The sequence below is a fragment of the Flavobacterium odoriferum genome, assembly GCF_025499515.1.
GTDB classification, from domain to species: Bacteria; Bacteroidota; Bacteroidia; order Flavobacteriales; family Flavobacteriaceae; genus Flavobacterium; species Flavobacterium odoriferum.
This window is the reverse complement of record NZ_JAMKFA010000010.1, coordinates 121,561-145,027: the sequence shown is the minus strand read 5'-3', so window position 1 is coordinate 145,027 and position 23,467 is coordinate 121,561. Positions and strand designations below refer to the sequence as shown.

Below are 23,467 nucleotides of genomic sequence, written 5' to 3'. Positions count from 1 at the left end.
AAAAAAGAAGAAATAAAATGATAAAAACGAAAAAAAAGTAAAAAAATATTTCATGATAAAACGAGATAGTAAAAAATAAGAGTGAATGCGTAACCAAATGAGAGACAGTCATTTGAAAAATCCGAGTTATCTGTTGAAAAACGGACAGGATTTTTATTGCCAAAAATTAAACATAACTAATTGATTATCAGTAAAATAATTTCAAAAAAGATTTGGAAGTTACTTTTTTTTGACTTTATCTTTGCAACAGAAAATTAGAAGTAAGAATTCAGAATTCAGAAATCAGAGTTGATTTTAAAAACAAATAAAAATGAGAACACGATATAATAACATTCAAAAACTAAATATTACAACAATGATAGATTGTTTTAATCCTTCACGTAATGTAGCTCCGAATTATGATTTCGGATGTAAGAATAAACAGGTGCAAACTTATAGGCATTTGGGATAGTAGTATTCCATTGTTATGATATGAAGCACCTTTTACAAGGTGCTTTTTTTATGCCAAAAAATATTGATTCTGTAGCTCAAGGGTAGAGCAGTGAGCTGTTAACTCAAAGGTTGTAAGTTCGAACCTTACCAGAATCGCAACTGATTTTGTAGCTCAATTGGATAGAGTATTTGCCTACGAAGCAAAGGGTTGAAGGTTCGAGTCCTTCCAAAATCACACGAGTTCTTTAGAAAGGGAACAAGGCTTATTGGTCCCGATAATTATCGGGATTCCCGACTGTCTCTCGGGAAATTGAATATTCATTCAAAATAAGCCTTAATGTATGGAAGTACGCCAAAGTAGGAGAGTTGGGGCGGTCTGTAAAACCGTTATCTTTTGACTGAGTAGGTTCGAATCCTACTACTTCCACAAATTATTTTTACTACGCAGAATAATTGCGTAGTAGGTTTTGAATCTTTGTTCAGCAATAAAGAAGTTCATAAATATAATGAGATTTAGCTACGCTGAACTAAAGTTTCTCCTTAAGTCGAAATGACAATTAGGTGAATAAATAATATCAAGCGAGTCTTGTTGGGTGTTTCGGTATAGCACTATTGTAGTATTCGTTTCGCAATTGCGAATGATGTTTTACTGTTCAACTTGGCTTGGAGGTTTTGGTGGTTTTCCAAAAAATCATCACAAATGTTATGCAGGTTCGAATCCTGCTGCTACGAAAGTAGTATGGCGGAATGGTAGACGCGCAAGATTTAGGTTCTTGTAACAGTTAGTTGGCGCGGGTTCGATTCCCGTACGCAATTCAAGATGCGTTAGCTCAGTTGGTAGAGCACTACACTTTTAATGTAGCCGAGTGGCATCACTCCTAAAAATGATGCACCATAAGAAAATCTTCGGACTTGGTCAGTTTTGCTCGACTTGTTCGTAAAGAAACACTTAGGAAAAGACCTGAAAAAGGCTTCGTATTCCTAACCGTTCTTTTGCTTTTGTATTTGCTTGTTGTTCGCTACGGCTAACTTCAAAATAGAATGGAAACCCATTAGAATGCTTTTGATTACTAACTTTTTTCCGTTTTGGACTTTGGACGAAGAACTGAAGGTTTTCTTTTTAATAGAATGTTTAATGATAACTATATAAATTATGATCAACAGAATTACAATTCAGGCATACCGAGTAGGTTTGGTATTTGAGAAAGGAAAATTAATTAACGTATTAGAAGCCGGTTCTTATTGGATTTTTGGCAATAAACAAGTTCATATATATGAAATGAAACAATCGTTTGTAGCACCAATAGAATTAACAATTTTATTGCAAAATGAAAAGTTAGCTTCTCTTTTAGAAGTAATAGAAATTACCGATAACGAAATCGCTTTATACTATGTAAATAGCATGTTTAAAGAGGTATTAACTACTGGTAGATATGCGTTTTGGAAAGGTTATTTAGATAATACATTTACAAAAATTGATTTGTCTAAGGTAGAAATTACAGAAGCGGTTCCAGTGGCTTTGTTAGAAAACATTAAAGTGCGAGCGTACACTAGAAAATATCAAGTATTGAACTTTGAAAAAGGTTTGTTGTTTGTAAATGGTGCTTTTGTAAAAGAATTGGCCGCTGGAAATTACTATTTCTGGAACAACGCCACTCCAATTGAAGTTAAAAACGTAGATATTCGTCAACAACAAATGGAAATTACAGGTCAAGAATTATTGACAAAAGACAAAGCAACGTTGCGGATTAACTTCTTTGTTCGTTTTCAAGTAATTGACGCGGTTAAAGCTTTGGTAAACAACAAAGAATATGACAAACAGTTGTACGTGTTAATGCAATTGGCTTTACGCGCTTTAGTTGGTAGCTACACTTTAGATGAGTTGTTGAACAAAAAAGACACAATTTCAAAAGAAATTTTGGAAAACATGTTGGAGAAAATCAACGCCTTGGGTTTAAGTGTTGCCGATGCTGGAATTAGAGATGTTATTTTACCAGGTGATATGAAAGAAATCATGAATCAGGTATTGGTAGCAGAGAAAAAAGCACAAGCCAACAGTATTATGAGACGGGAAGAAACAGCTGCGATGCGTAGCATGTTGAATACCGCTAAATTAATGGAAGAAAACGAAATGTTGTGGAAATTGAAAGAGATGGAATACGTGGAAAAAATCGCAGATCGAATTGGTGAAATCACCATTTCAGGAAGTGGTAACGTAATCAGTCAGTTGAAAGACATTTTTGTGAAATAATCAAAACCTCGGAATTCATTTTTCGAGGTTTTTAAAAACTAAGAGAAATGAAAGAAGAAAATGATAAAGAATTGATAATGACTTTGATAAAAGTAGCTATCCTTTTTTTAAAAATAGCAATGGTTTTGAGTCAATTGGATTGAAAATAAAACCCTGAACATTATTTTTCAGGGTTTTATATGTTAAGCCTATTCTTTATGAACATCTTTAAATTGAAGCATTTCAAATAATCGTTGTTCTTTTTCATTGTCAAATCCACATGATGATTTGAATTCTTTTGGATTTTCATAAGTTCCAAAAAGCATGTCCCACCAAACAATATCACCATAATTATTCGTATGCTTATTGTATTCGTGGTGAATTCTGTGCATTTCTGGTCGTTGAAAAATATACCCAACCCATTGTGGAGTTTTTACATTAGTATGATAAAAGAATTCACCCAAAGCTGTAAATAGTGTATAAACAGCGCCAGCTTCAACATCTAATCCTAAAGTAGTAAATACTAATAGACTTCCAATAATTGAATTTACAGTCATTTCCAGAGGATGCTTATAAAATGAAGTAATAACTTCTAAACGTTGTGGACTATGATGAATTTGGTGAAAATGTGTCCATAGATAATCGATTTTGTGTCTCCATCTGTGCCACCAATAAAAGATAAATGTTGCAATAAAGTAGGCGATAAGTCCACCTAAAAATGGGTTTACATGATTTGAAAGATGGAATAAGGAATATTGTGAAAGCCAAATTTCCCAAGTATAACCTGCTAAAGTTACAACTCCTAATTGAATAAAGTTTACTGCTAAAACTCTGATAGTCCAAGTAGGAACTTCTGGCAATTTCCAACCCGGAATTAATCGCTCTAATAAAAAGCAACCTCCAAAAACGATAAAGATGATGGTAAGTGTCATAGTAATTTTTTAATTGATTTCTATACCAAAATTACTATCCACTAAAGATACAATTGATGCACCTAAGTTAATAAATGCGTTTTCGGATGCGGCTTAACGATTGTGGTTTTACTCCAACGTAGGAAGCAATTAAATATTGAGGAATACGTTGGGTCAAATCCTTGTAATGTTCCAAAAAATAGCGATAACGATCTTCTGGATTATAACGATGAACGGTCAACAATTGATTTACCATTATAATAAATCGATGCTCAATGATGATTCTCCCTAATAAATTGGCATTTTTTGAAATTTTATAAAGTTCTTGTAATTTATCATAATCAATAACTAAAAATTCACAATCCTCTAATGCTTGAATATTTTGTATTGACGGTTCTTTAGAAATAAAACTTCCGTAATCTGCAACAAATTCGCCTTCTTTGGTAAATTCCAAAGTTGCTTCTTCATCATTTCTAAAAACGTAATAACGAACCAATCCTTTACACAAAAAACCAAGTTTAGTACACACTTCTGTAGCTTGTAAAAAGTGTTCATTCTTTTTCAACTTGTAAGGTTTGAAAACATCTAAGAACAATTGTTCTTCATGGGCTTCTAAATTAGTAATCTGTTTTAATGTTTGTAAAAGAATATCAGAATTTTGCATAAAGTCATTGAAGTTGAATTGAGAAATACTTTTTTAATTGTTTTCACGTTTCATAAAAGTATGAAAAAGTTTATAATTATTCTTGCGATTCTGTTTTTTAGTTGCCAATCCAACGAAACCGAAAAGTTAACCGTTGGCATTCAACCTTATGGCATATTTCCAGAAGATAAAACCGATACCATCGCTAAGACAATTGCCGATTTTTACCAGATTAAAACAGTTGTGCTTCCAGCCAAAGAATTGTATAAAGAAGCTTTTACAGAAGTTAAATCACCACGTTATCGTGCAGATAAAATGATTAATCTACAGAAAAAAAATAAAGTGGATTCGCTAGATTTTGTTTTAGGATTAACCACTAAAGATATTTCGGTAACCAAAAAAGACAAATTGGGAAAAATAAAAACCCCAACTTACAAATATGCCGATTGGGGAATTATGGGTTTGGCGTATTGACCAGGAAATAGTTGTATTGTTTCGACTTTTCGCATTCAACATCCCAATTCAAAAACACATTTCACACGTTTCAAAAAAGTTGCCGTTCATGAATTTGGACATAATTTAGGTTTACCACATTGTCCTGATAAAACTTGCGTCATGACTGATGCTGTGGAAAGCGTGAAAACAATTGATAATGCTAAATTGAAGTTGTGTGGGAAATGTAAAGCGCAATTGAATTAGTTTTTAGGAAATACCTAAATCATTACATCTCTTCTTTAAAGCTTCTCTAACTTCTGGTAAATAAATAATTGGATAAGTTAGTTCTTTTTCAAATTTATATCTAACATCCACAAAAAGATTCTTATAATGTGGTAAAATTTCAATTAATTCATTTGTAAATTCTGAATTATAAATTGATTCTAATGATGATTTTAATTGAACTTTTTCTTCATCTATACTATTGTTGAAAAACTTAATTATTTCATCTTGAGATTCTTTAGATAGCAATTTAAAAAGTTCATCAAAATGATGAGTTCTTTTAATTTCTTTTTTTTCAAAAAGTAAAATTGCTTTTAAATAAAGTTCAAACGAAAGAGATTCATTCATAAACTCCCCAATTTTTGTTGAGTTATCCCAAAAATCATAATGATCATGTAAAATTTTAGCACATTTCTCAAATGCTAAAGCTTGCTTATAAATATCTTTCGGTTGAATTTTTTTTATCATTTAATATTTCCCACTCAACAATTCGCCACCAATAGCTGATTTTGCTTCGATTCCTATTTTTTTCATCATTTCATATGTTGTACAAACAGCTGCCGAAGTAACTGGAATGCCACATTCTGCTTGAATTAAATCAATCGCTTCTAATGATGGCATTTGCACACAAGCTGAAGCCACTAAAACATCCACATCGGTTAAATCCAATTGTTTGTAGATTTCTAATAAATTCATCGGATTTTGAGCTGCTACTTCTAAATTATCAGGAATTTCCAACGCAATGCTTTGTTTTACTTTGATACCTTGATTTTCGATATAATCTACCACCATATCCGTTAACGGACGCATATAAGGTGTAATAATTGAAATTTGTTTCGCACCTAAAACCTTTAATCCATTAATCAAAGCTCCAGCAGAAGTTACAATTGGAGTAGGGAAGTCATTCGCTACCGTTTCTTGGTGTAAATTCACTTCCGAAACGCAATGATAACCGCGTCCCATACTCATTATGGCTACTAAACATGCATAACCCATTACGTCAACATGAGCATCGGATAATTCTTGCGCACATTTTAAACTCATCGCATCCATAGCCTCGAGTTCTTCCTTGGTTACTTTTTTCATGCGCATTCTACTGCTGTGAAAGGTGAATCGTTCTGGTAAAATGGTTTCACGGGAACGGAAGATTGCTGGTATTTCAGTTTCCATCGTTACGTTTGAGGATGGAACTATTTGGCCTATTCTGTATTTCATTTGTAATGTGTCTTTCTGGAACACAGATTGAAAAAATTAAAATAATTTTAAAAATTTCTTAGATTTCTCTAATCCGTGTTCCTTGTAATTATATTTCTTTAATTGTATTTACTATTGTGCCAATTCCTTCCACAGTAGCTTCAACCACATCACCATCGTACATCCATTCTTGTGGGTCACGACCTGCGCCAACGCCTGCTGGAGTTCCGGTTGCTATGATGTCGCCTGCTTCTAAAGTGAAAACGGTGCTTAAATCTTCAATCAAATCGTTGATGTTGAAAAGCATGAATTTGGTATTCGAATTTTGTTTTTCAACTCCATTAACTTTTAATGATAAATTCAAGTTGTGTGGATTTTCAATTTCGTCTTTAGTAACTATAACAGGTCCCATTGGAGCGAAAGTATCTTGTCCTTTGGAAACAATCCATTGTCCTTCACGGCGACAATCACGTGCTGAGATATCGTTAATAACCGTGTAGCCAAATACATAATCTAAAGCTTCCGATTTAGGTACATATTTTCCTTTCTTTGAGATGATTACCGCTAATTCACATTCCCAGTCCAATTGCGAAGTTAGCTTCGTATTTTTGATAATTTCTGTATTCGTTGCTGTAACGGATGTTGGTGGTTTTGAGAAGATAATTGGTTTGGTTGGTAATTTTCCAGTGGTGTCTAATGTACGAGCACTTTCCGCCACATGTTCGGTATAATTTAAACCAATTCCGATTATATTTTTTCTTGGTTTTTCGATGGGAGCTAAAATCGTTACTTCATCCATTTCATAAGCGATTTCTTCGAAAAAATTCTCAGGTGTTTCGGCAATCATTTCTGTAATTTCTGGAATAATTTCAAATCCCATATCAATTAATTCCAACATATCATTGGGTAACGGGAAATTGGAAACATCTCCAAAATCTTGCATATCGATGACTTGGTTGTTATGAATAAAGCCTAAACGAGGCTCAGTATCTTGTGTTTTGTAAGTAAGTAGTTTCATGTTTTTTATTTAAACGCAAAGAGCGCTAAGTTTTACGCAAAGTTCGCAAAGTTTTAATTATTATTATTTTTTGAACTTGATATTGTTATTGAATTTGTTGGTGTCCGTTGTTGTCTGTTAATTCTCTTCCTTGGAATAATCCTAATTTTTCAATTACTGGTAAGTCGTTGAAATTGAATAAGCAAGCATCTTCAGTTTCCGATAAGTTGTGATGTTCGTGCCAAGCCCAACTCGGAACACAGAAAATATCTCTTTCTTTCCAATCAAAACGTTTTCCGTTAATAATAGTAAAGCCTTTTCCTTTCGCACATTGGTACACGAACGAGCCCGTATGTTTATGCGCTTTTCCTTTGAATCCTGCGGGTAATAATTGCATCGCTGCACCCATAGTTTGCATTACATGTCCGCCTGTTAAAGGATTCGAATATTGCATAAAAATACCGTCAAACGGATTGATTTCATTTACTTTTTGTGCTTCTAATAATGCTGGATAAACATTTTTCCAAGAATATTTGAAGAGCGGAGAATACGGTTTATCCCAAGTTTTATCGGCTGGAATTAATCCTGCACAACCATATGTTATTGGAGAAAAATTCAGTGGCGCTGTTAAGGGTTGTTTCCCATCATAAACCGCATAATCATTAGCTTCTAAAGCATTGACTAACGGAATATCCAATCCATCTTGCCAAATACATGTTTTTCCGCCTTCTTCAACACCATGTTCGTGCCAAGTGGAATTTGGTGTAATTACAAAATCATTCACCTCTAACATAATTTTATTGCCATCTACAACTGTGTATCCTTTTTCGCCTTCCATAATAAAGCGTAGGGCAGAAGCACGATGACGATGCGCCGAAGTACTTTCTCCAGGACGAGTAACTTGAATTCCGGTATACAACCAACCCACAGCAGCTGAAACGTCTTTTCGTTTGTCGTTAACTAAATAAACAACACGTCTTCCAGCTTGTTCTGGTGTTACTAATTCGGATGATTTTAAAACCAAATCGCGTAAATCATCATATTTCCAAAGCATTGGAACAGAAGAAGAGCGTGGTTCCCAAGGTTCTATGTCGTTGGCAACCGTCCACAATGCACCAGCGCCAAGTGTTTCTAATTCTTTGTAGTACGCTATTAATTCGGGAGAGTCCTGAACACGAGCTCTTCCGTAAACATCGTCTGAATAATTATTTTCTTCCATAATATTATTTTAAATCGTATACAACTATTCTAATTTGCTTAATGTATTTAGTTTTTCTGTATATATGTCTAAAGCATCATTAATTTGCTTGTGATATTTATTTGTTTCTGGTCCACTTGGATTGGTATTTATAATATAATATCTGGCTGTTTTTTTCTTTTTATCAAATTGAATAACGGAAAAAAGTCCAGGATCTCCTCCAAAATGCCCAAAATTACCCGATGGAAAAATAGTCATGGTAATACCAATATTATAATCTCCATATTCGCTTGTATCTCTATCTATGAAGTTTTTAGCTTGAAGTTGCGGTCTAAAATATTCTTGATAACTTTCTTTATTCAATAAAGTACCTTTTCCTAAAAATCCCTTCAAAAGTTCGCTAATATAATTTCCCATATCTTTGGAAGTTGTTAGTAGTCCTCCATATGGATAGGTATTTAAGGAATAAAATGGATAGGGAGTTTTTTTGTCTTGAAAGGTGTTTGTGCATTTCGAATAATTAACCGAATCAAAGCTCCATCCAGACGAATTCATTTGAAGTGGTTTTAATATATTTTCTGTTGTGAATTTATCATAAGAAATACCAGTTGCTTTTTCTAAGACTAAAGCTGCAAGCGTTGCTCCAATGTTAGAATAGTTGTAAATTTCACCAGGTTTTTTGTTAAGAAATACATCTTTTAAATACCATTTACCTCTATTATCCAATGTGTTTTTCAAAAATTCTTCTATAGTTATTTTAGCCGCTGGTGGATTAAACTTTGTTGGTAAAATATCAATATCAAGATTTTGTTTAAGATTAATAGTGTCGTTTAATACGATTGTTTTTTTCATATAAACTTCATTATCATTTATTGAAGATGTATGTGTGGTTAATTGTCTAATGGTAATTGGAATATTTGGATAATATGGATTGGTAACTTTGAAAGATAGGTATTTGTTAATTGGGTCATCCAATTGTAATTTCCCTAATTCTTGTGCCTTAAGTATGGCAATACCAATAAATGTTTTCGATACAGATGCAATATTTTGAACCGTATTTTCGTCATATTCTTGCTTGGGTTCCAAATTAGCTATTCCAAAACCATTTTGATATAACACTTCATTTTCGTTTACAATTGCTACTCCAAAACCATTAAAATCAGTTTGCTTACTAATTTTTGTCAATTGTTCTGTAAGTTCCTTTTGAGCTAAAAGAAATTCAGAAGAATGTGTTTTTTCCTTCTTAGTACAAGAATATAGAAGCAACGAAAATAAAAATATGATTATTTTTTTCATTTTTTATCTCTTATTAAACTCTTCGTGATTATCAATAAACGTAATCTTTCGAGTAGGAGCAGTGTTTACCCGCAAATCGAAAATATCAAATCGATTGTAATGTCCTAAAATGTCGTGCATTTGTTTTGGTTGGATGCACTTTGCTAAATCAATTTCGGCATACACCATACCTTCTTCATCGATTAGCGGTTGCCCAATTACAGCGCCATTTGGACCTATAAATCCTGAAAAAGCTGAACTTTTTCTATCCAATAATTCATCTACATTTGGCACATCAGCACGTAAAGCATCTTTAATTTCTTGTGAAACAGTCGAACAAGAAACAATCGTAAATAATTTCCCTTCAAACGAATGTGCTGCGGCACGAATTTTAATCGCCTCCGCCATATCGTAATCAGGTGGCGCTACGGGAAGCGAAATATAATTGGCGATATGAATCAATTCGCCTTGAGAAAGTAGCGTAAAACGCGCTAAAGTATTCGTGTTTTCGCCGCAAGCTAAAGTTCCAATAGGTCCAATTTCTGTATTGTAGACTTTTAAAGAAGAACCATCACCTGAAGACCAGGTTAGTTTTTCTGCCCATGTTGGGACTAACTTTCTGTGTTTTCCAACGATAACGCCTTTGTTATCGACGATTAAATTGGTATTGTAAATTTCGCCATAGCTTTTGCCTCGCTCGTTGATTCCCATCACAATATGAATGTCATTGTCTTTGGCAGCTAAGCAAAGTTTCTTGATTTCTGGACCCGTTACGTCAACCGAATTTTTATACAATTCTTCATACCATTTACTACCTTGAACTGGAGTCATAATCCAATTCCAATACGGATATCCAGCGATAAAAACCTCTGGAAAAGCGATTAATTTAGCTCCGTTATTGCTTGCCTCTTTAATGAAAGAAATGGCTTTATCTACTGTTTTTTCTACATTTAGAAATACAGGTGACGTTTGAACGGTTGCGGCTTTGAATTTTTTGAATTCCATTTGTGAATTGTTTTTTTTGGAACACGGATTGTAGAAATTTTTAAAATTTACATAATTTATTGTATCCGTGTTCCTAGTTTTATAATTCGTATTGCTTTATTTTTTGTTTCATTTCTTCTGTGAAAGGTTCTGCTTTGATGCCGTTTCTTTCTGGGTTGAAAGCTACGTTAACTAAAGTGACTTCGCCTTCTAAAACTGTATTTTCAGATTCATTTACAAATTGAAAACCACAAAGTATGGATGAGTTTTTTAACTCTTTTACCCAAAGTTTTTTGGTTAAGATTTCGCCTAATCTAGCAGCGTTTTTGAATTGAATTTTTAAATCCACCGTCGGAATCCCATTAGTTTCGTGCATTTTTGAAAAAGGACGATCTAAGGCTTCTTCAAACCAATCTTCTACTAAACAGTTTAGCATTTCTAAAAATCGGGGATAAAAGACAATTCCAGCATAATCAACATGTTGGAAGCGTACTTTTTCTTGTTTTGTAAATTGACTCATTATATATGACTTGATACTTATTTCAACTTAAATCGTTGTATTTTTCCTGTCTCAGTTTTCGGCAAACATTCCACAAAATTAATTACTCTTGGATATTTATACGGAGCGGCTACTTCTTTGAACCAGTGTTGAATACGATTCTTCATTACATCTGTCGCTTTAGTTGTATCGTGTAATACAATATGCGCACAAACTAACATTCCTCGTTCTTCATCTGGTAAACCTACTACGGCACATTCCAAAATATCTTCGTGCGTTAAAAGTACGGATTCTACTTCAATTGCCGCAATATTATACCCCGAAGAAATAATCATATCATCGCCACGCGCCACAAAATAAAAATAACCTTCTTCATCTTGACGGAAAATATCACCTGTGATGTTCCAACCGTTTTCGACGTATTCTCTTTGTTTTTCTTCTCGGTTTAGGTATTTGCAACCTGTAATTCCACGAACGGCTAATCTTCCAGCTTCGTTTCTTGGTACTTCGTCACCTTGTTTATCTATGATTTTAGCTTCGTAACCTGTGATGGCTTTACCTGTAGCGCCCGGTTTCATGTTATCCTCATTGGATGAAATAAAAATATGCAACATTTCGGTAGCACCGATTCCGTCAATGATTTTTAAACCTGTAGCATCATACCAATCTTGCCAGACTTTCAATGGCAAAGTTTCACCGGCAGACACACATTTTCTTAAACTCGAAATATTGTATTCTTGAACTTTAGTTGTGATGATGCGCCAAGCGGTAGGAGCAGTGAAGCAAATCGTTATTTTAAAATCTTGAATCGCTTTTAATAATAAATCTGGACTTGGTTTTTCAATTAGAAATGTGGAAGCTCCGAAATACATTGGAAACAAAACCAATCCGCCCAAACCAAATGTAAATCCTAATGGCGGACTTCCTGTGAAAATATCGTTTTGTGTTGGTTGCAAAGAATAGTTTGGAAATGCTTCGCAAATATTTAAAATATCTTTGTGATAATGTGCGGTCATTTTAGGCAAACCTGTTGTTCCTGAAGTAAATCCAATCAATGCAACTGAATCAGATTTTGAATGATAATTGTCGAATGTTTTTGGTTTATCTGCCATTAATTCTTCCAGTTGCGAATTTCCGTAAAAACAAGTTTGCTTTAAGAAATCAGACTTTACCAAATGGATTTCCTCTTCCAATTCCTTATCACACAACACATGCGAAATTTCAGCACAATCTATAATTGTAGTTAATTCTTTGGAACGAAGCAATGGCATGGTGGCAACAACGATCCCGCCCGCTTTTAAAATGGCGAACCAACAAGCGACCATCATCGGATTATTAGCCGAACGAATCAAAACGCGATTACCTGATTGTAAGCCTAAATCATCTACCAAAACATGTGCAATTTGATTCGCTTTTTCATATAAATCTTGATAGGTCCAAGTTTCCTCAAATGTGCGAATACAAATGTTATTTCCGCGACCTTCACGAATGTGGTTGTCTAACAATCTATCCACGCAATTCAGCATTTCGGGATGTTGAAATTGAGGTAAATCCAAAAAGGTATATTCTGGTTGAAACTCAGAACTCGGTAAACTTATATGTGCAAAATTATCCTTCATTAATTACGAATTTTAAATTACGAATTACGTAACGTTTTTTGAATAGAACCAATTATTCTAAGTAACTCATCAACATCTTTAAGCAAACTATCAGCCTCCTCAACAGATAAATAATCAGTATCTTTTAGTAATCTAATCCAATAATGTGTTTCTCTTGCTTCTTTATATGATATGGTTAATTTGGCGAAAAAATCTTTTCCTGATTGTCCTCCAATGGCTTCTTCAATATTAGCTCCAATTGAAGTTCCACATTTTAATAGCTGTTTACTTAAAACAAATTCTTTTTTTTGTTCAGATAAATATTTAAAAACTTTTATTATTCGAACAGCAAAAGCATAACTTTTTATTTGAACAACGTTATCATTTTTCATAATTCGTAATTTCTAATTCGTAATTATTTATTTCTTATTGCTTTTTGGTTTTAATGCTTTTTTCATAGTTTCCACTTGTTTTCTTTCAGAAGCTTTTAGCAGATACAAATGTGAAACTCCCATTTTATAAGGATTTGGAATATCATTTGCTTGAAATTGTTCGTAAGCTTGTGCATTTCTCACAAAATTTGCATCCAACAATAAAGGACGTCCTAAAGCGACTAAATCGGCTCTTCTGTTAAGAATTATGGTATTAATTTGGTCGATATCCTGAATATAGCCCGCAGTAATGGTTGGAATATGAATGGTATTTCGAACGGCATCCGAAAAAGGCGTTTGCCACATTCTACCTGTTAATGGTTTTTGACCTGCTACAGTATTTCCTGTTGAAACATTAATGATGTCAGCTCCAGCAGATTTAAAAGCAGTTGCAATAGTAAGCACTTCTTGTTCTGATATTCCGTTTTCTGCCCAATCTGTTGCTGAAATTCGTACTGAAATAGGTTTTTCAGATGGAAATACGTCACGAATCGCTTTAAAAATTGCTAATGGATATTTCAAACGGTTTTCAATGCTTCCACCATATTCATCCGTACGAATATTAGTTAATGGAGATAAGAAAGAAGCTAATAAAAATCCATGATGCGCTTGTAATTCTATCATATCAAATCCAGCTTCGTCTGCATTTTTAGCTGCTTGAACGAATTGTGCTTTGATTTCCGCCATATCTTCCAAAGTCATTTCTTTTGGAATGGAGAAATTTTCATTAAACGCAATAGGAGAAGCGGAAATTAAATCCCAAGGTGTTTCCATTGGTCCATTGCCTTCCCAAGGTTTTTTAGTAGCACCTTTTCTTCCAGAATGCCCTAATTGAATTCCGATTTTTGTTTCGGTATTATTATGAATGAAATCGGTAATTTTTTTCCATTGATTTAATTGTTCTGCATTGTAAATTCCCGCACAACCTTCTGTAATTCTTCCGGTTTCTGAAATTGCGGTCATTTCGGCAATGATTAACCCAACGCCACCGGTAGCACGACTTCCGTAATGCACTAAATGCCAATCAGAAACCAATCCGTCTGTAGCGGAATATTGTCCCATTGGCGCCATAACGATGCGGTTTGGGAGCTCTATTTCTCTTAATTTGAATTTTGAAAAAGCTGCTGATTGATTTTTGATATTGACATTGCAATTGTCATTGAATTCTTCTAAAACTTTATCCGTAAACGAACTATCTCTCAAACGTAAATTTTCATATGTCACTTTTTTAGAACGGGTCATGCATCCAAAAGCAAATTGTTGGAAGGAATGTTGCATGTGACGATCCATATTTTCGAACCAATCTAAAGAAACGATTGCGGCATATTGAATCATTTCTACTGTATTTCTTCTGGTTTTATCATATTGCTCAAAAGCCGCTTGCACGTTGTTCGGATTAGCAATTACGGCATCCGATAATCCGATAGCACAATCCATAGCTAATTTTGTTCCTGAACCAATAGAGTAGTGGGCTGTGGCTTTGGCATCACCTAATAGAACAATATTGTTATGATGCCAATTTTGATTCGTTACATGCGGAAATTGACGCCAATGTGATTTGTTTGAGATTAGCGGATGACCATCTAATTCTTCTTTGAAGATTTCTGCGATTTTGGTCATCGTATCTTCTTCGTTAGTCACTTCAAAACCGTGTTTTTGCCAGGTTTCATCTGAACATTCAAAAATCCATGTACTCATACCTTCTTCATATTGATAGGAGTGAGCAACTATAGTTCCGTGAGGTGTACTTCTGAAGAAATAGGTAAATGCATCCAGCGGTTTTGTAGAGCCTAACCAAACAAAGCGGTTTTTCTTTAGTTCGATTTTGGTGCCAAATTCTTTTTGGTATTGAGTTCGAATAGCACTTGCAATTCCGTCAGAAGCTAAAATAATATCTGAATCGGCGAATTGTGATAAATCATCTACATTTTGCTCGAAATGCAGATTTACACCTTCTTCGATACATCTTTGTTGTAATAATTGTAAAAGTGTTTTTCTAGAACAACCACAGAATCCATTTCCGGCAATATTAACAGATTCTCCATCACGAGCAACAATAATATCGTCCCAATACGCAAATTTGCTACGAATTAATTCATACGATTGCATGTCGCGTTTTAGGAATTCCCCTAAGGTTTCGTCTGAAAACACTACGCCAAAACCAAAACTATCGTCGGGTTTATTGCGTTCGTAAATATCGATTTGGCAATGTGGCATTGCTTTTTTGGTTAATATCGAAAAGTAAAGTCCGCCAGGACCACCACCTATAACTGTTATTTTCATCTTTTTAATTGATAATTAACAATGAATAATTGATAATTAGTTATTGTCTTTTTATGGAGAAAATTTCTCCTAATTTACTATAATTTGAACCTGCTAAACGAGCAACAGGCTTGTATTTGTCTAAATTGATTTTATGATTCTCCATTAGAATGGAATCGTCAATATGCATGGTGATTATTTTACCAATAATAATGCAAGCACCACCATTTTGATGATTTTCAATAAAATAATGATGTACCATTTCACATTCAAAATGCACTAAGCTTTCTTTGACGCGTTTTGGGTTGATAAAAACAGCATCAATTGGAGTAACACCAGCCAATTCAAATTCATCGATATCAGAAGCTACGCTTTGAGAAGTGGTATTCATTTGTTCTACAACATCTTCGGTTACTAAATTGACAACAAATTGTTTGTTATCTAAAATATTATTTAAGGTGTCTTTGTTTTTGTTTCCTGTTCTAACAGTGGAAAACATCACGTGTGGTGGATCTTCGCTTACTACATTAAAAAATGAAAATGGAGCAAGGTTGTTGATTCCATTGGCATCAATTGTTGAAATCCAACCAATAGGTCTTGGAATTACGGTTCCTGTTAAAAGCTTATATAAAGCGGAAGATTCGGTATGTTGAATATCGAATTGCATAGTTTAGTGTTGTTTCTACAAATTAAGTAAAATAATTTAAAGTCATAACTATACTTTTTTGATAAAATTGAATATTTTTATGAACATTCTAAAATCATAAAAAAGCTAGTATTTGATTATTATTGCATTATGTGTAATTTTTATTAAAAATAATTGTGATATGTAAAAAAATATATTTGAAAAATTACGAACAATATTTTTGTATATTTTGCAAAATTAGTATATTTATGCAAAAATTATATATATGGAGATTTTATCATGTCCCAAATGCCAAAGCGATTCAATTGTAAAAAGTGGTGTAATCAAAGATAGACAAAGGTATTTGTGCAAATCTTGTAATTATTATTTCACTGTCAACAAATTAGGTAAAAAGATAGATGATTACTATGTAACTAAAGCATTACAATTGTATTTAGAAGGTTTAAGTTTTAGAGAAATTGAGCGTATTTTAGGGGTTTCGCACGTATCGATTAGCAATTGGGTGAAAGAGTTTAAAATCAAAAAACCGCCACATCCTAATTATCATCCAACTTATAAGATTTTCAAGCACAATGAGCTGGTTGAATACCTTCAAAATAAAGATAGATTGTCTGGTGCAGGTATGATTATAACAGAGCTTGGCGATAAGTTTATGCTTATTAAATGGGAGCGTTTTAAAGATTAACTATACTATTTTACAAAATTATATATTACAATTTTTTTCATTAACATAATTTTAGAATTTGGTCAAGCAGAAATGCAACACTAACCAAAACATAAATTATGAAAAAAGTATTAATTGCATCGTTTGTAGCTTTATCCTTTTCAGGATATTCTCAAACAGCTCCTACAACTGCACCTGCAGAAAAGGAGTGGGACGTAAATCTTTATGGTTTCGTTAGAACTGATTATATTTGGGATACAAGAAAATCAGCTCAAGTAAGGGAATATAATTTAAATTTATATCCTTTAGATGAAGTTTTTGATGCTAACGGAAAAGATATTAACGATGCAGGTGCGTCAAATTTTTTATCTGTAGTTTCAAGATTAGGTGTTAAAGCAAAAGGACCAAATGTTTGGGGAGCTAAAACTTCTGGAACTTTAGAAGGGGATTTCTTTGGTAATACTGAAGGTTCTATTGGTCAATTTAGATTAAGACATGCTTTTGCAAGTTTAGAATGGTCTAAAACCACCGTTACAATGGGACAAACTTGGTATCCAACGTTTATTCCTGAAGTTTTTCCTGGAGTAGCAAACTTTAGTACAGGAATTTTATTTAACCCATTTGGTTGGGCATCACAAATTAGAGTAAAACATAGTCTTTCAAGCAATATTTCATTTGCATTAACCGCTTACAAAGAAAGAGAATTTACAACCGCAACCGCAACTGGAGGAACCCAAAATTCTGCTTCAATTAATTCATCAATTCCAACATTTCACGGACAATTTCAATTCAAAAACAAAAATTGGATTGCAGGTTTAGGAGCTGAATTTAAATCTTTACAACCTTTAACTGTTTCTAATGGTTTAGTTTCAGATGAAAAAGTAAATAGTTTATCATTTGTAGGATATTTCAAATACAATAATGATAAATTTCATATCAAAGCTTACGGAATTACAGGTGAAAACATGTATAATTTAGTAATGCTTGGTGGTTTTGCTGGATATACAACACCAGGACAAGTTGAAAAATATGAAGCAACAAAAACAACGTCATTGTGGTTAGATATTGCTAGTAACAATGCGAAAATTGCACCTGGATTCTTTTTTGGATATACTAAAAACGATGGAACAGGAAAAGATGGTGCAACAGCATTATACATGAGAGGAACTTCTGGAACAAGAGGAGTTGATAATGTATGGAGAGCAGCAGCACGAGTTGATTTCAAACAAAATAAATTTAGAATTACACCAGAGTTAGAGTATACTGCTGCTACATGGGGTGATTTAGAATCAGATGCATCGATTGGTGGAAACACTACAGATGTTGGTAATTTTAGAGCAATGATTTCATGTGCCTATTCATTTTAACAAACAATCAAAAACTAATAAACAATGAGTGATCAAAAACACGCTACGGCTTATTGGAAGGAAAATTTAAGATACCTTCTAATTCTTTTAAGCATTTGGTTTCTATGCTCGTATGGAGCAGGAATTCTATTTGTAGACCAATTAAACACAATCAAATTAGGTGGATTTCCACTGGGATTTTGGTTTGCCCAACAAGGATCAATGTATGTTTTCGTAATCTTAATTTTTGTCTACGTTCGTTTAATGAACAAATTAGATAAAAAATATGGTTTTGATAACGATTAATTAATAAGATAAAAATTTATAATCATGGATGTAAAAATTTGGACATATATTATTGTAGGAATTACGTTTGCAATCTACATTGGAATTGCTATTTGGACAAGAGCGGGTTCTACTAAAGAGTTTTATGTAGCGGGTGGAGGAGTTTCTCCACTAGCAAATGGTATGGCAACTGCTGCCGATTGGATGTCTGCCGCATCATTTATTTCAATGGCAGGAATTATTTCTTTTGCAGGTTATGATGGAGCAGTTTATTTAATGGGTTGGACTGGAGGTTATGTACTTTTAGCATTACTTTTAGCTCCTTATTTAAGAAAATTTGGAAAATTCACGGTGCCTGATTTTATTGGAGATCGTTACTATTCAAAAACTGCACGTTCAGTAGCTGTTTTTTGTGCTTTGATTGTTTCGTTTACTTATGTAGCGGGTCAAATGCGTGGAGTAGGAGTTGTATTTTCAAGATTCTTAGAAGTTGAAATTAACACTGGTGTAATTATTGGAATGGTAATTGTTTTATTCTACGCTGTTTTAGGAGGAATGAAAGGTATTACGTATACCCAAGTAGCACAATATTGTGTATTAATTTTCGCTTTCATGGTTCCTGCAATCTTCATTTCAATCCAAATGACCGGAAATCCAATCCCACAATTAGGAATGGGAAGTACTGTTGCTGGTGGAGATGTATATTTATTAGATAAATTAAACGGTCTATCAACAGAATTAGGATTTGCTGAATATACAGATGGTTCAAAATCAATGATTGACGTTTTGGCGATTACTTTAGCTTTAATGGTTGGAACTGCTGGATTACCTCACGTAATTGTTCGTTTCTTTACGGTTAAAAATGTAAAAGATGCACGTAAATCTGCTGGATTAGCATTAGTATTTATTGTAATTTTATATACAACAGCACCTGCAGTATCTGTTTTTGCAAGAACTAACTTAATCGAAACAGTTAGTAATAAAAATTATGCAGACATGCCTCAATGGTTCAAAAACTGGGAAAAAACTGGTCTTTTAATCTATAATGACAAAAATGCAGATGGAAAAATTCAATATGTAAAAGGAGATGCTTTTGTATTGAAAGATGGTAAACCACAAAAAGACCAACCAAATGCTGAAAGTGCTAACGAATTGTATATTGACAATGATATCATGGTGTTAGCTAATCCTGAAATTGCTAAATTACCTAACTGGGTTATTGCATTGGTTGCTGCTGGAGCTTTAGCTGCTGCACTTTCAACTGCTGCTGGTTTATTGTTAGTAATTTCTGCGGCCGTTTCTCACGATTTAATCAAGAAGATGGTTAACCCAAATATTTCTGAAAAAGGTGAATTATGGACTGCTCGTATTTCTGCCGCTGTTGCTGTTGTAATTGCTGGTTATTTTGGAATTAATCCTCCAGGATTCGTTGCAGCTGTTGTAGCGTTGGCATTTGGATTAGCGGCGGCATCATTCTTCCCAGCAATTATTTTGGGTATTTTCCACAAAAAAATGAACAAAGAAGGAGCTGTTGCTGGTATGGTTGTTGGTATGGCATTAATGTTATACTACATGGCAAAATTCAAATTAGGCTGGATTGGTGAAATGCCAGACAAATCGGAATGGTGGTTTGGAATTTCTCCTGAGGGATTTGGAACTGTTGCTATGATTGCAAACTTTATTGTTGCTTTAGTAGTAAGTAAGTTTACACCAGCGCCACCACAAGAAGTACAAGATATTGTAGAGAATATCCGTATTCCTTCTGGAGCAGGTGAAGCTGGAGCTGCACACTAATTCTGATTCAAATATAATTTTACAACTCTGCTCTTGTTTTTCGGGAGCAGAGTTTGTATTTTTAAAAATTCAAATAAAATTAGTCCTTCAAAATGAAAAAAAGACATCAACAAAAATTAGTAGTATTGTCCGTTTTGTTGCTATTGGTACTCAATTTACCAATCGTTTTGCTATTTGATAGTGCTGATAATGTATTTGGGTTTCCAGTCATTTACATTTACATTTTTTCAGTTTGGTTGTTTTCAGTTTTAATGTCTTGGATTGTAGTACAACGTTATTATGAATAGTGCTGTTTTATTACTTATTTTATTAGGCTACTTGGGTATTCTTTTTTTTATCGCACATTGGGCAGAAAAAAAAGAAAATGTCAAATGGACTAATAATTCGTACATCTATTCTTTGTCTTTGGCTGTATATTGTACCGCTTGGACATATTATGGAAGTATTGGAGTAGCAGCAAATTCGGGTTTAGGTTATTTACCCATTTACATCGGACCCATTATTATAATTCCTGCATGGATTATAATTTTAAAGAAAATCATTCGCATTTCACGTGTCAATAAAATTTCAAGTATTGCTGATTTCATTTCTCTTCGATATGGCAATAGTAGATTTTTAGGAGCCATAGTTACTGTAGTTTGTTTAGCTGGAATTACTCCATACATCGCTTTACAATTAAAAGCAATCTCAGAAACATTTCATATTGTAACAAAAACGAATACAAGTTCATACATTTTTGATGACACCACGACTTATGTCGCCATCGCTTTAGCATTATTTGCTTCTTATTATGGAACACGTTATGTTGATGCATCCGAAAAAAGAAAAGGAATTGTAACTGCTGTAGCTTTAGAAAGTATACTGAAGTTAGTCTTCTTTTTAATTGTTGGAGTATACGTTACTTTCTTCGTTTTTGATGGATACGATGATATTTATGCAAAAGCATCACTTTTAGAGAACTTCAAAGAAAAAAATAACATCGGCGGATTAGAACAAGGATTAAACTGGTTCTTTTTAAGTATGGTTTCGCTTTTTGCTATTTTCTTATTGCCAAGACAATTCCAAATGTCGGTAGTGGAAAATAATAGAGAACGTCATATTAAAACGGCAATTTGGTTGTTTCCTTTGTATTTATTGTTGTTCAATATTTTTGTGTACCCAATTGCTTGGGGCGGAAACGTATTATTTGATGGTCAAAATGTAAATGCTGATACGTATTCGCTTTTAATTCCTCAATTTTTCGATAATAAAACCTTAACTGTTTTAGTTTTTCTTGGCGGATTTTCAGCAGCAATATCAATGATTGTCGTTTCGAGCATCAGTTTGTCTACGATGTTGAGTAACAATTTATTAATTCCGTATACTTTCTTAGGAAAATTAAAGAACGAAGAACAAATCATAAACAATAAAAAGATTGTCAATATTCGTAAAATCGGAATTTTTTCACTGATTATCGCTGCCTATTTCATTTACAGATTCTTCGCTTTAGATTACAGTTTGGTTTCTATCGGATTGATTTCGTTTGTGATTATTGCTCAATTAGCGCCAGCATTTTTCGGAGCCATTTTCTGGAGAAGAGGTTCAAGATTAGGAGCAATTTACGGAATTTTAATCGGATTTTTAATTTGCATTTATACCTTGTTATTGCCATATGCTATTGGGTTGACTAATAACGAAAGTTCTTTTGTTTCAGAAGGTTTTATGAAAATAGGTTTATTAAAACCTTTCCAACTTTTCGGATTGGATTATTTACAACCGGTTCCGCATGCATTATTCTGGAGTATGTTATTCAATACCTTGACTTATTTCGCGGTTTCGGTGAGTTTTAAAGGAAATTATCGCGAACGCAATTATGCCGAAATGTACGTTGATATCGATAAATACAGTACCAATCACGAGAATGCATTCGTTTGGAAAGGAACCGCTTACACTCGCGATATCGAAAAAGTCTTAATCCGATTTTTAGGCGAAGAACGTACCAAACGCGCGATGAATATTTTCAATGTGAAGTACAACGTTGATAAAGATCAAGAATTAGCCGATGCCAGATTAGTGAAATTCGCCGAAAATTTATTAACAGGACACATTGGAACAGCTTCAGCACGAATTCTGATTTCGAGTGTGGTTAAGGAAGAAAAAGTAACCTTGCCAGAAGTTTTAAAAATTCTGGAAGAATCGAAAGAAAATATTACCATCAATAAAAAATTAACGGAAACTTCAAACCAACTCCAAAAAATCACTTCTGAATTACAAAAAGCCAATGAAACGTTGGTTCGAAAAGACGTTCAAAAAGATGAATTTTTAGATACGGTAACACACGAACTCCGTACTCCAATTACCGCTATTCGTGCTGCGAGTGAGATTTTACACGATGATGATGAGATTCCCGAAGAACTAAGAAAACAATTTTTACAAAATATCATTTCGGAGTCCGACAGATTGAATCGTTTGATTGATAAAATTTTGGATTTAGAGAAATTCGAAACTGGAAAACAAACCATTCATCCAAGTCAAAACAACTTAATTGCTACGATTGAACATTCGATTGAACCGCTAAAACAATTGATAAAGAACCGAAATATCAGCGTTTATGTCGAAAGTAAAGACACCGTTTTGGCTTATTATGACGAAGATAGAATCATTCAAGTGGTTACCAATTTACTGTCAAACGCGATAAAATTCTGTCCCGAAACCGATGGTTTAATCACCATTCAAGTCAAAAAGAAAGATAATTTTATAGAAACTTCAGTGCAAGACAACGGAAAAGGTATCAATCCTAACGATTTTGACGTTATATTTGACAAATTTTATCAAGCTTCCAATCAGAATTTCAAAAAACCCGTTGGTAGCGGATTAGGATTGGCCATTTGCAAACAAATTATAGAACATCACAAAGGTAAAATTTGGGTAGAACCAAGTATAAAAGGCGCTTGTATAGCTTTTACGTTACCGATAAAAAATATTGAAAATTAAAAGAAAATGAAGAAGATTTTAATAGTAGACGACGAACCCAACATCGTAATGACACTTGAATATACGTTCAAGAAAAGTAATTACGAAGTTTTCATAGCCCGCGACGGACAAGAAGCTTTAGATATTTTAAAAACTAATTTCCCTGATGTTATCATTTTGGATATCATGATGCCAATGGTTGATGGTTTTGCCACTTTAGAACAAATCAGAAAAGATACTAATTTACAACACACGAAAGTCATGTTTCTATCCGCAAAAAATAAAGAAAGCGACATTGAAAAGGGATTAGCTCTAGGAGCTGATGCTTATATGACCAAGCCATTTTCAATTAAGAAAGTGGTGGAAAAAGTGGAGGAGTTGTTGGATAATAAAATAATTTAAAAAATAT

General features: G+C 33.7%; 23 protein-coding genes and 3 tRNA genes. 13 read left to right on the top strand and 13 right to left on the bottom strand.

All coding sequences use genetic code 11. The features are described 5' to 3' along the window. Positions 1-516: 516 nt before the first annotated feature. From M9Q43_RS09165 to M9Q43_RS09150, 4 genes are all read left to right on the top strand, one after another. A tRNA-Asn gene (locus M9Q43_RS09165) sits at positions 517-588 on the top strand. Between the two features lie 5 nt (positions 589-593). Further along, a tRNA-Arg gene (locus M9Q43_RS09160) sits at positions 594-667 on the top strand. Between the two features lie 506 nt (positions 668-1,173). Then, positions 1,174-1,241, top strand: a tRNA-Leu gene (locus tag M9Q43_RS09155). A gap of 344 nt (positions 1,242-1,585) precedes the next feature. Further along, positions 1,586-2,683, top strand: a complete 1,098-nt coding sequence (locus M9Q43_RS09150; RefSeq protein ID WP_262318630.1) for a slipin family protein — start codon at positions 1,586-1,588, stop codon at positions 2,681-2,683. Between the two features lie 188 nt (positions 2,684-2,871). Here the strand turns inward: M9Q43_RS09150 and M9Q43_RS09145 are convergent, their stop codons facing one another. Then, complete coding sequence (locus M9Q43_RS09145) at positions 2,872-3,594, bottom strand: sterol desaturase family protein (RefSeq protein WP_262318629.1); 723 nt, start codon at positions 3,592-3,594, stop codon at positions 2,872-2,874. Between the two features lie 67 nt (positions 3,595-3,661). Continuing rightward, positions 3,662-4,237 carry a Crp/Fnr family transcriptional regulator gene (locus M9Q43_RS09140; protein ID WP_262318628.1) on the bottom strand — a complete coding sequence of 192 codons (576 nt, stop codon included), beginning with the start codon at positions 4,235-4,237 and terminating at the stop codon, positions 3,662-3,664. Positions 4,238-4,297: 60 nt separating this feature from the next. On the opposite strand from M9Q43_RS09140, the gene M9Q43_RS09135 reads away from it, so the two are divergent. Together M9Q43_RS09135 and M9Q43_RS14200 are read left to right on the top strand one after the other, a co-directional pair. Continuing rightward, a complete protein-coding gene (locus tag M9Q43_RS09135) occupies positions 4,298-4,690 on the top strand; it encodes a hypothetical protein (RefSeq protein ID WP_262318627.1) in 393 nt (130 codons plus the stop codon). Positions 4,691-4,705: 15 nt separating this feature from the next. Beyond that, positions 4,706-4,915: a matrixin family metalloprotease gene (locus M9Q43_RS14200; RefSeq protein ID WP_408611253.1), complete on the top strand. Its 210-nt coding sequence runs from the start codon at positions 4,706-4,708 to the stop codon at positions 4,913-4,915. A gap of 3 nt (positions 4,916-4,918) precedes the next feature. Here the strand turns inward: M9Q43_RS14200 and M9Q43_RS09130 are convergent, their stop codons facing one another. From M9Q43_RS09130 to M9Q43_RS09080, 11 genes are all read right to left on the bottom strand, one after another. Beyond that, a complete protein-coding gene (locus M9Q43_RS09130; RefSeq protein WP_262318626.1) occupies positions 4,919-5,401 on the bottom strand; it encodes a HEPN domain-containing protein in 483 nt (160 codons plus the stop codon). Continuing rightward, positions 5,402-6,148 (bottom strand): maleate cis-trans isomerase family protein, encoded by a 747-nt coding sequence (locus M9Q43_RS09125; protein ID WP_316044629.1) that lies wholly within the window; start codon positions 6,146-6,148, stop codon positions 5,402-5,404. Positions 6,149-6,236: 88 nt separating this feature from the next. Next, positions 6,237-7,145, bottom strand: coding sequence for a fumarylacetoacetate hydrolase family protein (locus M9Q43_RS09120; protein WP_262318625.1), 909 nt, complete (start codon positions 7,143-7,145; stop codon positions 6,237-6,239). 85 nt (positions 7,146-7,230) lie between these two features. After that, positions 7,231-8,343 carry a cupin domain-containing protein gene (locus tag M9Q43_RS09115; protein WP_262318624.1) on the bottom strand — a complete coding sequence of 371 codons (1,113 nt, stop codon included), beginning with the start codon at positions 8,341-8,343 and terminating at the stop codon, positions 7,231-7,233. 24 nt (positions 8,344-8,367) lie between these two features. Next, positions 8,368-9,618, bottom strand: a complete 1,251-nt coding sequence (locus tag M9Q43_RS09110; RefSeq protein ID WP_262318623.1) for a serine hydrolase domain-containing protein — start codon at positions 9,616-9,618, stop codon at positions 8,368-8,370. 3 nt (positions 9,619-9,621) lie between these two features. Further along, positions 9,622-10,602: a carbon-nitrogen hydrolase family protein gene (locus tag M9Q43_RS09105; protein ID WP_262318622.1), complete on the bottom strand. Its 981-nt coding sequence runs from the start codon at positions 10,600-10,602 to the stop codon at positions 9,622-9,624. A gap of 79 nt (positions 10,603-10,681) precedes the next feature. After that, the gene (locus tag M9Q43_RS09100; protein ID WP_262318621.1) at positions 10,682-11,101 is read right to left on the bottom strand and encodes an acyl-CoA thioesterase; all 420 of its coding nucleotides are present in this window, start codon (positions 11,099-11,101) and stop codon (positions 10,682-10,684) included. A gap of 17 nt (positions 11,102-11,118) precedes the next feature. After that, the gene (locus tag M9Q43_RS09095; protein ID WP_262318620.1) at positions 11,119-12,699 is read right to left on the bottom strand and encodes an AMP-binding protein; all 1,581 of its coding nucleotides are present in this window, start codon (positions 12,697-12,699) and stop codon (positions 11,119-11,121) included. 17 nt (positions 12,700-12,716) lie between these two features. After that, entirely contained in the window at positions 12,717-13,070 is a 354-nt protein-coding gene (locus M9Q43_RS09090; protein ID WP_262318619.1) for a four helix bundle protein, read from the bottom strand. Between the two features lie 27 nt (positions 13,071-13,097). Then, on the bottom strand, positions 13,098-15,392 hold the full coding sequence (locus M9Q43_RS09085) for an oxidoreductase (RefSeq protein WP_262318618.1): 2,295 nt from the start codon (positions 15,390-15,392) through the stop codon (positions 13,098-13,100). A 40-nt stretch (positions 15,393-15,432) separates the two neighbouring features. Continuing rightward, a complete protein-coding gene (locus M9Q43_RS09080) occupies positions 15,433-16,038 on the bottom strand; it encodes a flavin reductase family protein (protein ID WP_262318617.1) in 606 nt (201 codons plus the stop codon). A gap of 244 nt (positions 16,039-16,282) precedes the next feature. Between M9Q43_RS09080 and M9Q43_RS09075 the strand changes: the two genes are divergently transcribed. The 7 genes from M9Q43_RS09075 (at position 16,283) to M9Q43_RS09045 (ending at position 23,460) form a co-directional block, all read left to right on the top strand. After that, positions 16,283-16,702 (top strand): IS1/IS1595 family N-terminal zinc-binding domain-containing protein, encoded by a 420-nt coding sequence (locus M9Q43_RS09075; protein WP_262318616.1) that lies wholly within the window; start codon positions 16,283-16,285, stop codon positions 16,700-16,702. A 98-nt stretch (positions 16,703-16,800) separates the two neighbouring features. Further along, on the top strand, positions 16,801-18,048 hold the full coding sequence (locus M9Q43_RS09070) for a hypothetical protein (protein WP_262318615.1): 1,248 nt from the start codon (positions 16,801-16,803) through the stop codon (positions 18,046-18,048). Between the two features lie 24 nt (positions 18,049-18,072). After that, positions 18,073-18,333: a DUF4212 domain-containing protein gene (locus M9Q43_RS09065; protein ID WP_262318614.1), complete on the top strand. Its 261-nt coding sequence runs from the start codon at positions 18,073-18,075 to the stop codon at positions 18,331-18,333. A 24-nt stretch (positions 18,334-18,357) separates the two neighbouring features. Next, positions 18,358-20,106 carry a sodium:solute symporter family protein gene (locus M9Q43_RS09060; protein ID WP_262318613.1) on the top strand — a complete coding sequence of 583 codons (1,749 nt, stop codon included), beginning with the start codon at positions 18,358-18,360 and terminating at the stop codon, positions 20,104-20,106. 92 nt (positions 20,107-20,198) lie between these two features. Continuing rightward, on the top strand, positions 20,199-20,393 hold the full coding sequence (locus tag M9Q43_RS09055; protein WP_262318612.1) for a hypothetical protein: 195 nt from the start codon (positions 20,199-20,201) through the stop codon (positions 20,391-20,393). Beyond that, positions 20,386-23,079, top strand: coding sequence for an ATP-binding protein (locus M9Q43_RS09050; RefSeq protein WP_262318611.1), 2,694 nt, complete (start codon positions 20,386-20,388; stop codon positions 23,077-23,079). Before M9Q43_RS09055 ends, M9Q43_RS09050 begins: the two co-directional genes overlap by 8 nt. A gap of 6 nt (positions 23,080-23,085) precedes the next feature. Continuing rightward, positions 23,086-23,460, top strand: a complete 375-nt coding sequence (locus M9Q43_RS09045) for a response regulator transcription factor (protein ID WP_262318610.1) — start codon at positions 23,086-23,088, stop codon at positions 23,458-23,460. Positions 23,461-23,467 lie beyond the last annotated feature (7 nt).

Bases quoted from the DNA above. Each gene is read 5' to 3' on its own strand.
- M9Q43_RS09095 (WP_262318620.1), bottom strand. From the start codon at position 12,699: ATGAAGGATAATTTTGCACATATAAGTTTACCGAGTTCTGAGTTTCAA.
- M9Q43_RS09045 (WP_262318610.1), top strand. From the start codon at position 23,086: ATGAAGAAGATTTTAATAGTAGACGACGAACCCAACATCGTAATGACA.
- M9Q43_RS09070 (WP_262318615.1), top strand. From the start codon at position 16,801: ATGAAAAAAGTATTAATTGCATCGTTTGTAGCTTTATCCTTTTCAGGA.
- M9Q43_RS09130 (WP_262318626.1), bottom strand. From the start codon at position 5,401: ATGATAAAAAAAATTCAACCGAAAGATATTTATAAGCAAGCTTTAGCA.
- M9Q43_RS09080 (WP_262318617.1), bottom strand. From the start codon at position 16,038: ATGCAATTCGATATTCAACATACCGAATCTTCCGCTTTATATAAGCTT.
- M9Q43_RS09085 (WP_262318618.1), bottom strand. From the start codon at position 15,392: ATGAAAATAACAGTTATAGGTGGTGGTCCTGGCGGACTTTACTTTTCG.
- M9Q43_RS09075 (WP_262318616.1), top strand. From the start codon at position 16,283: ATGGAGATTTTATCATGTCCCAAATGCCAAAGCGATTCAATTGTAAAA.
- M9Q43_RS09065 (WP_262318614.1), top strand. From the start codon at position 18,073: ATGAGTGATCAAAAACACGCTACGGCTTATTGGAAGGAAAATTTAAGA.
- M9Q43_RS09055 (WP_262318612.1), top strand. From the start codon at position 20,199: ATGAAAAAAAGACATCAACAAAAATTAGTAGTATTGTCCGTTTTGTTG.
- M9Q43_RS09120 (WP_262318625.1), bottom strand. From the start codon at position 7,145: ATGAAACTACTTACTTACAAAACACAAGATACTGAGCCTCGTTTAGGC.
- M9Q43_RS09060 (WP_262318613.1), top strand. From the start codon at position 18,358: ATGGATGTAAAAATTTGGACATATATTATTGTAGGAATTACGTTTGCA.
- M9Q43_RS09140 (WP_262318628.1), bottom strand. From the start codon at position 4,237: ATGCAAAATTCTGATATTCTTTTACAAACATTAAAACAGATTACTAAT.
- M9Q43_RS09135 (WP_262318627.1), top strand. From the start codon at position 4,298: ATGAAAAAGTTTATAATTATTCTTGCGATTCTGTTTTTTAGTTGCCAA.
- M9Q43_RS09115 (WP_262318624.1), bottom strand. From the start codon at position 8,343: ATGGAAGAAAATAATTATTCAGACGATGTTTACGGAAGAGCTCGTGTT.
- M9Q43_RS09105 (WP_262318622.1), bottom strand. From the start codon at position 10,602: ATGGAATTCAAAAAATTCAAAGCCGCAACCGTTCAAACGTCACCTGTA.
- M9Q43_RS09145 (WP_262318629.1), bottom strand. From the start codon at position 3,594: ATGACACTTACCATCATCTTTATCGTTTTTGGAGGTTGCTTTTTATTA.
- M9Q43_RS09090 (WP_262318619.1), bottom strand. From the start codon at position 13,070: ATGAAAAATGATAACGTTGTTCAAATAAAAAGTTATGCTTTTGCTGTT.
- M9Q43_RS09110 (WP_262318623.1), bottom strand. From the start codon at position 9,618: ATGAAAAAAATAATCATATTTTTATTTTCGTTGCTTCTATATTCTTGT.
- M9Q43_RS09150 (WP_262318630.1), top strand. From the start codon at position 1,586: ATGATCAACAGAATTACAATTCAGGCATACCGAGTAGGTTTGGTATTT.
- M9Q43_RS09125 (WP_316044629.1), bottom strand. From the start codon at position 6,148: ATGAAATACAGAATAGGCCAAATAGTTCCATCCTCAAACGTAACGATG.
- M9Q43_RS09050 (WP_262318611.1), top strand. From the start codon at position 20,386: ATGAATAGTGCTGTTTTATTACTTATTTTATTAGGCTACTTGGGTATT.
- M9Q43_RS09100 (WP_262318621.1), bottom strand. From the start codon at position 11,101: ATGAGTCAATTTACAAAACAAGAAAAAGTACGCTTCCAACATGTTGAT.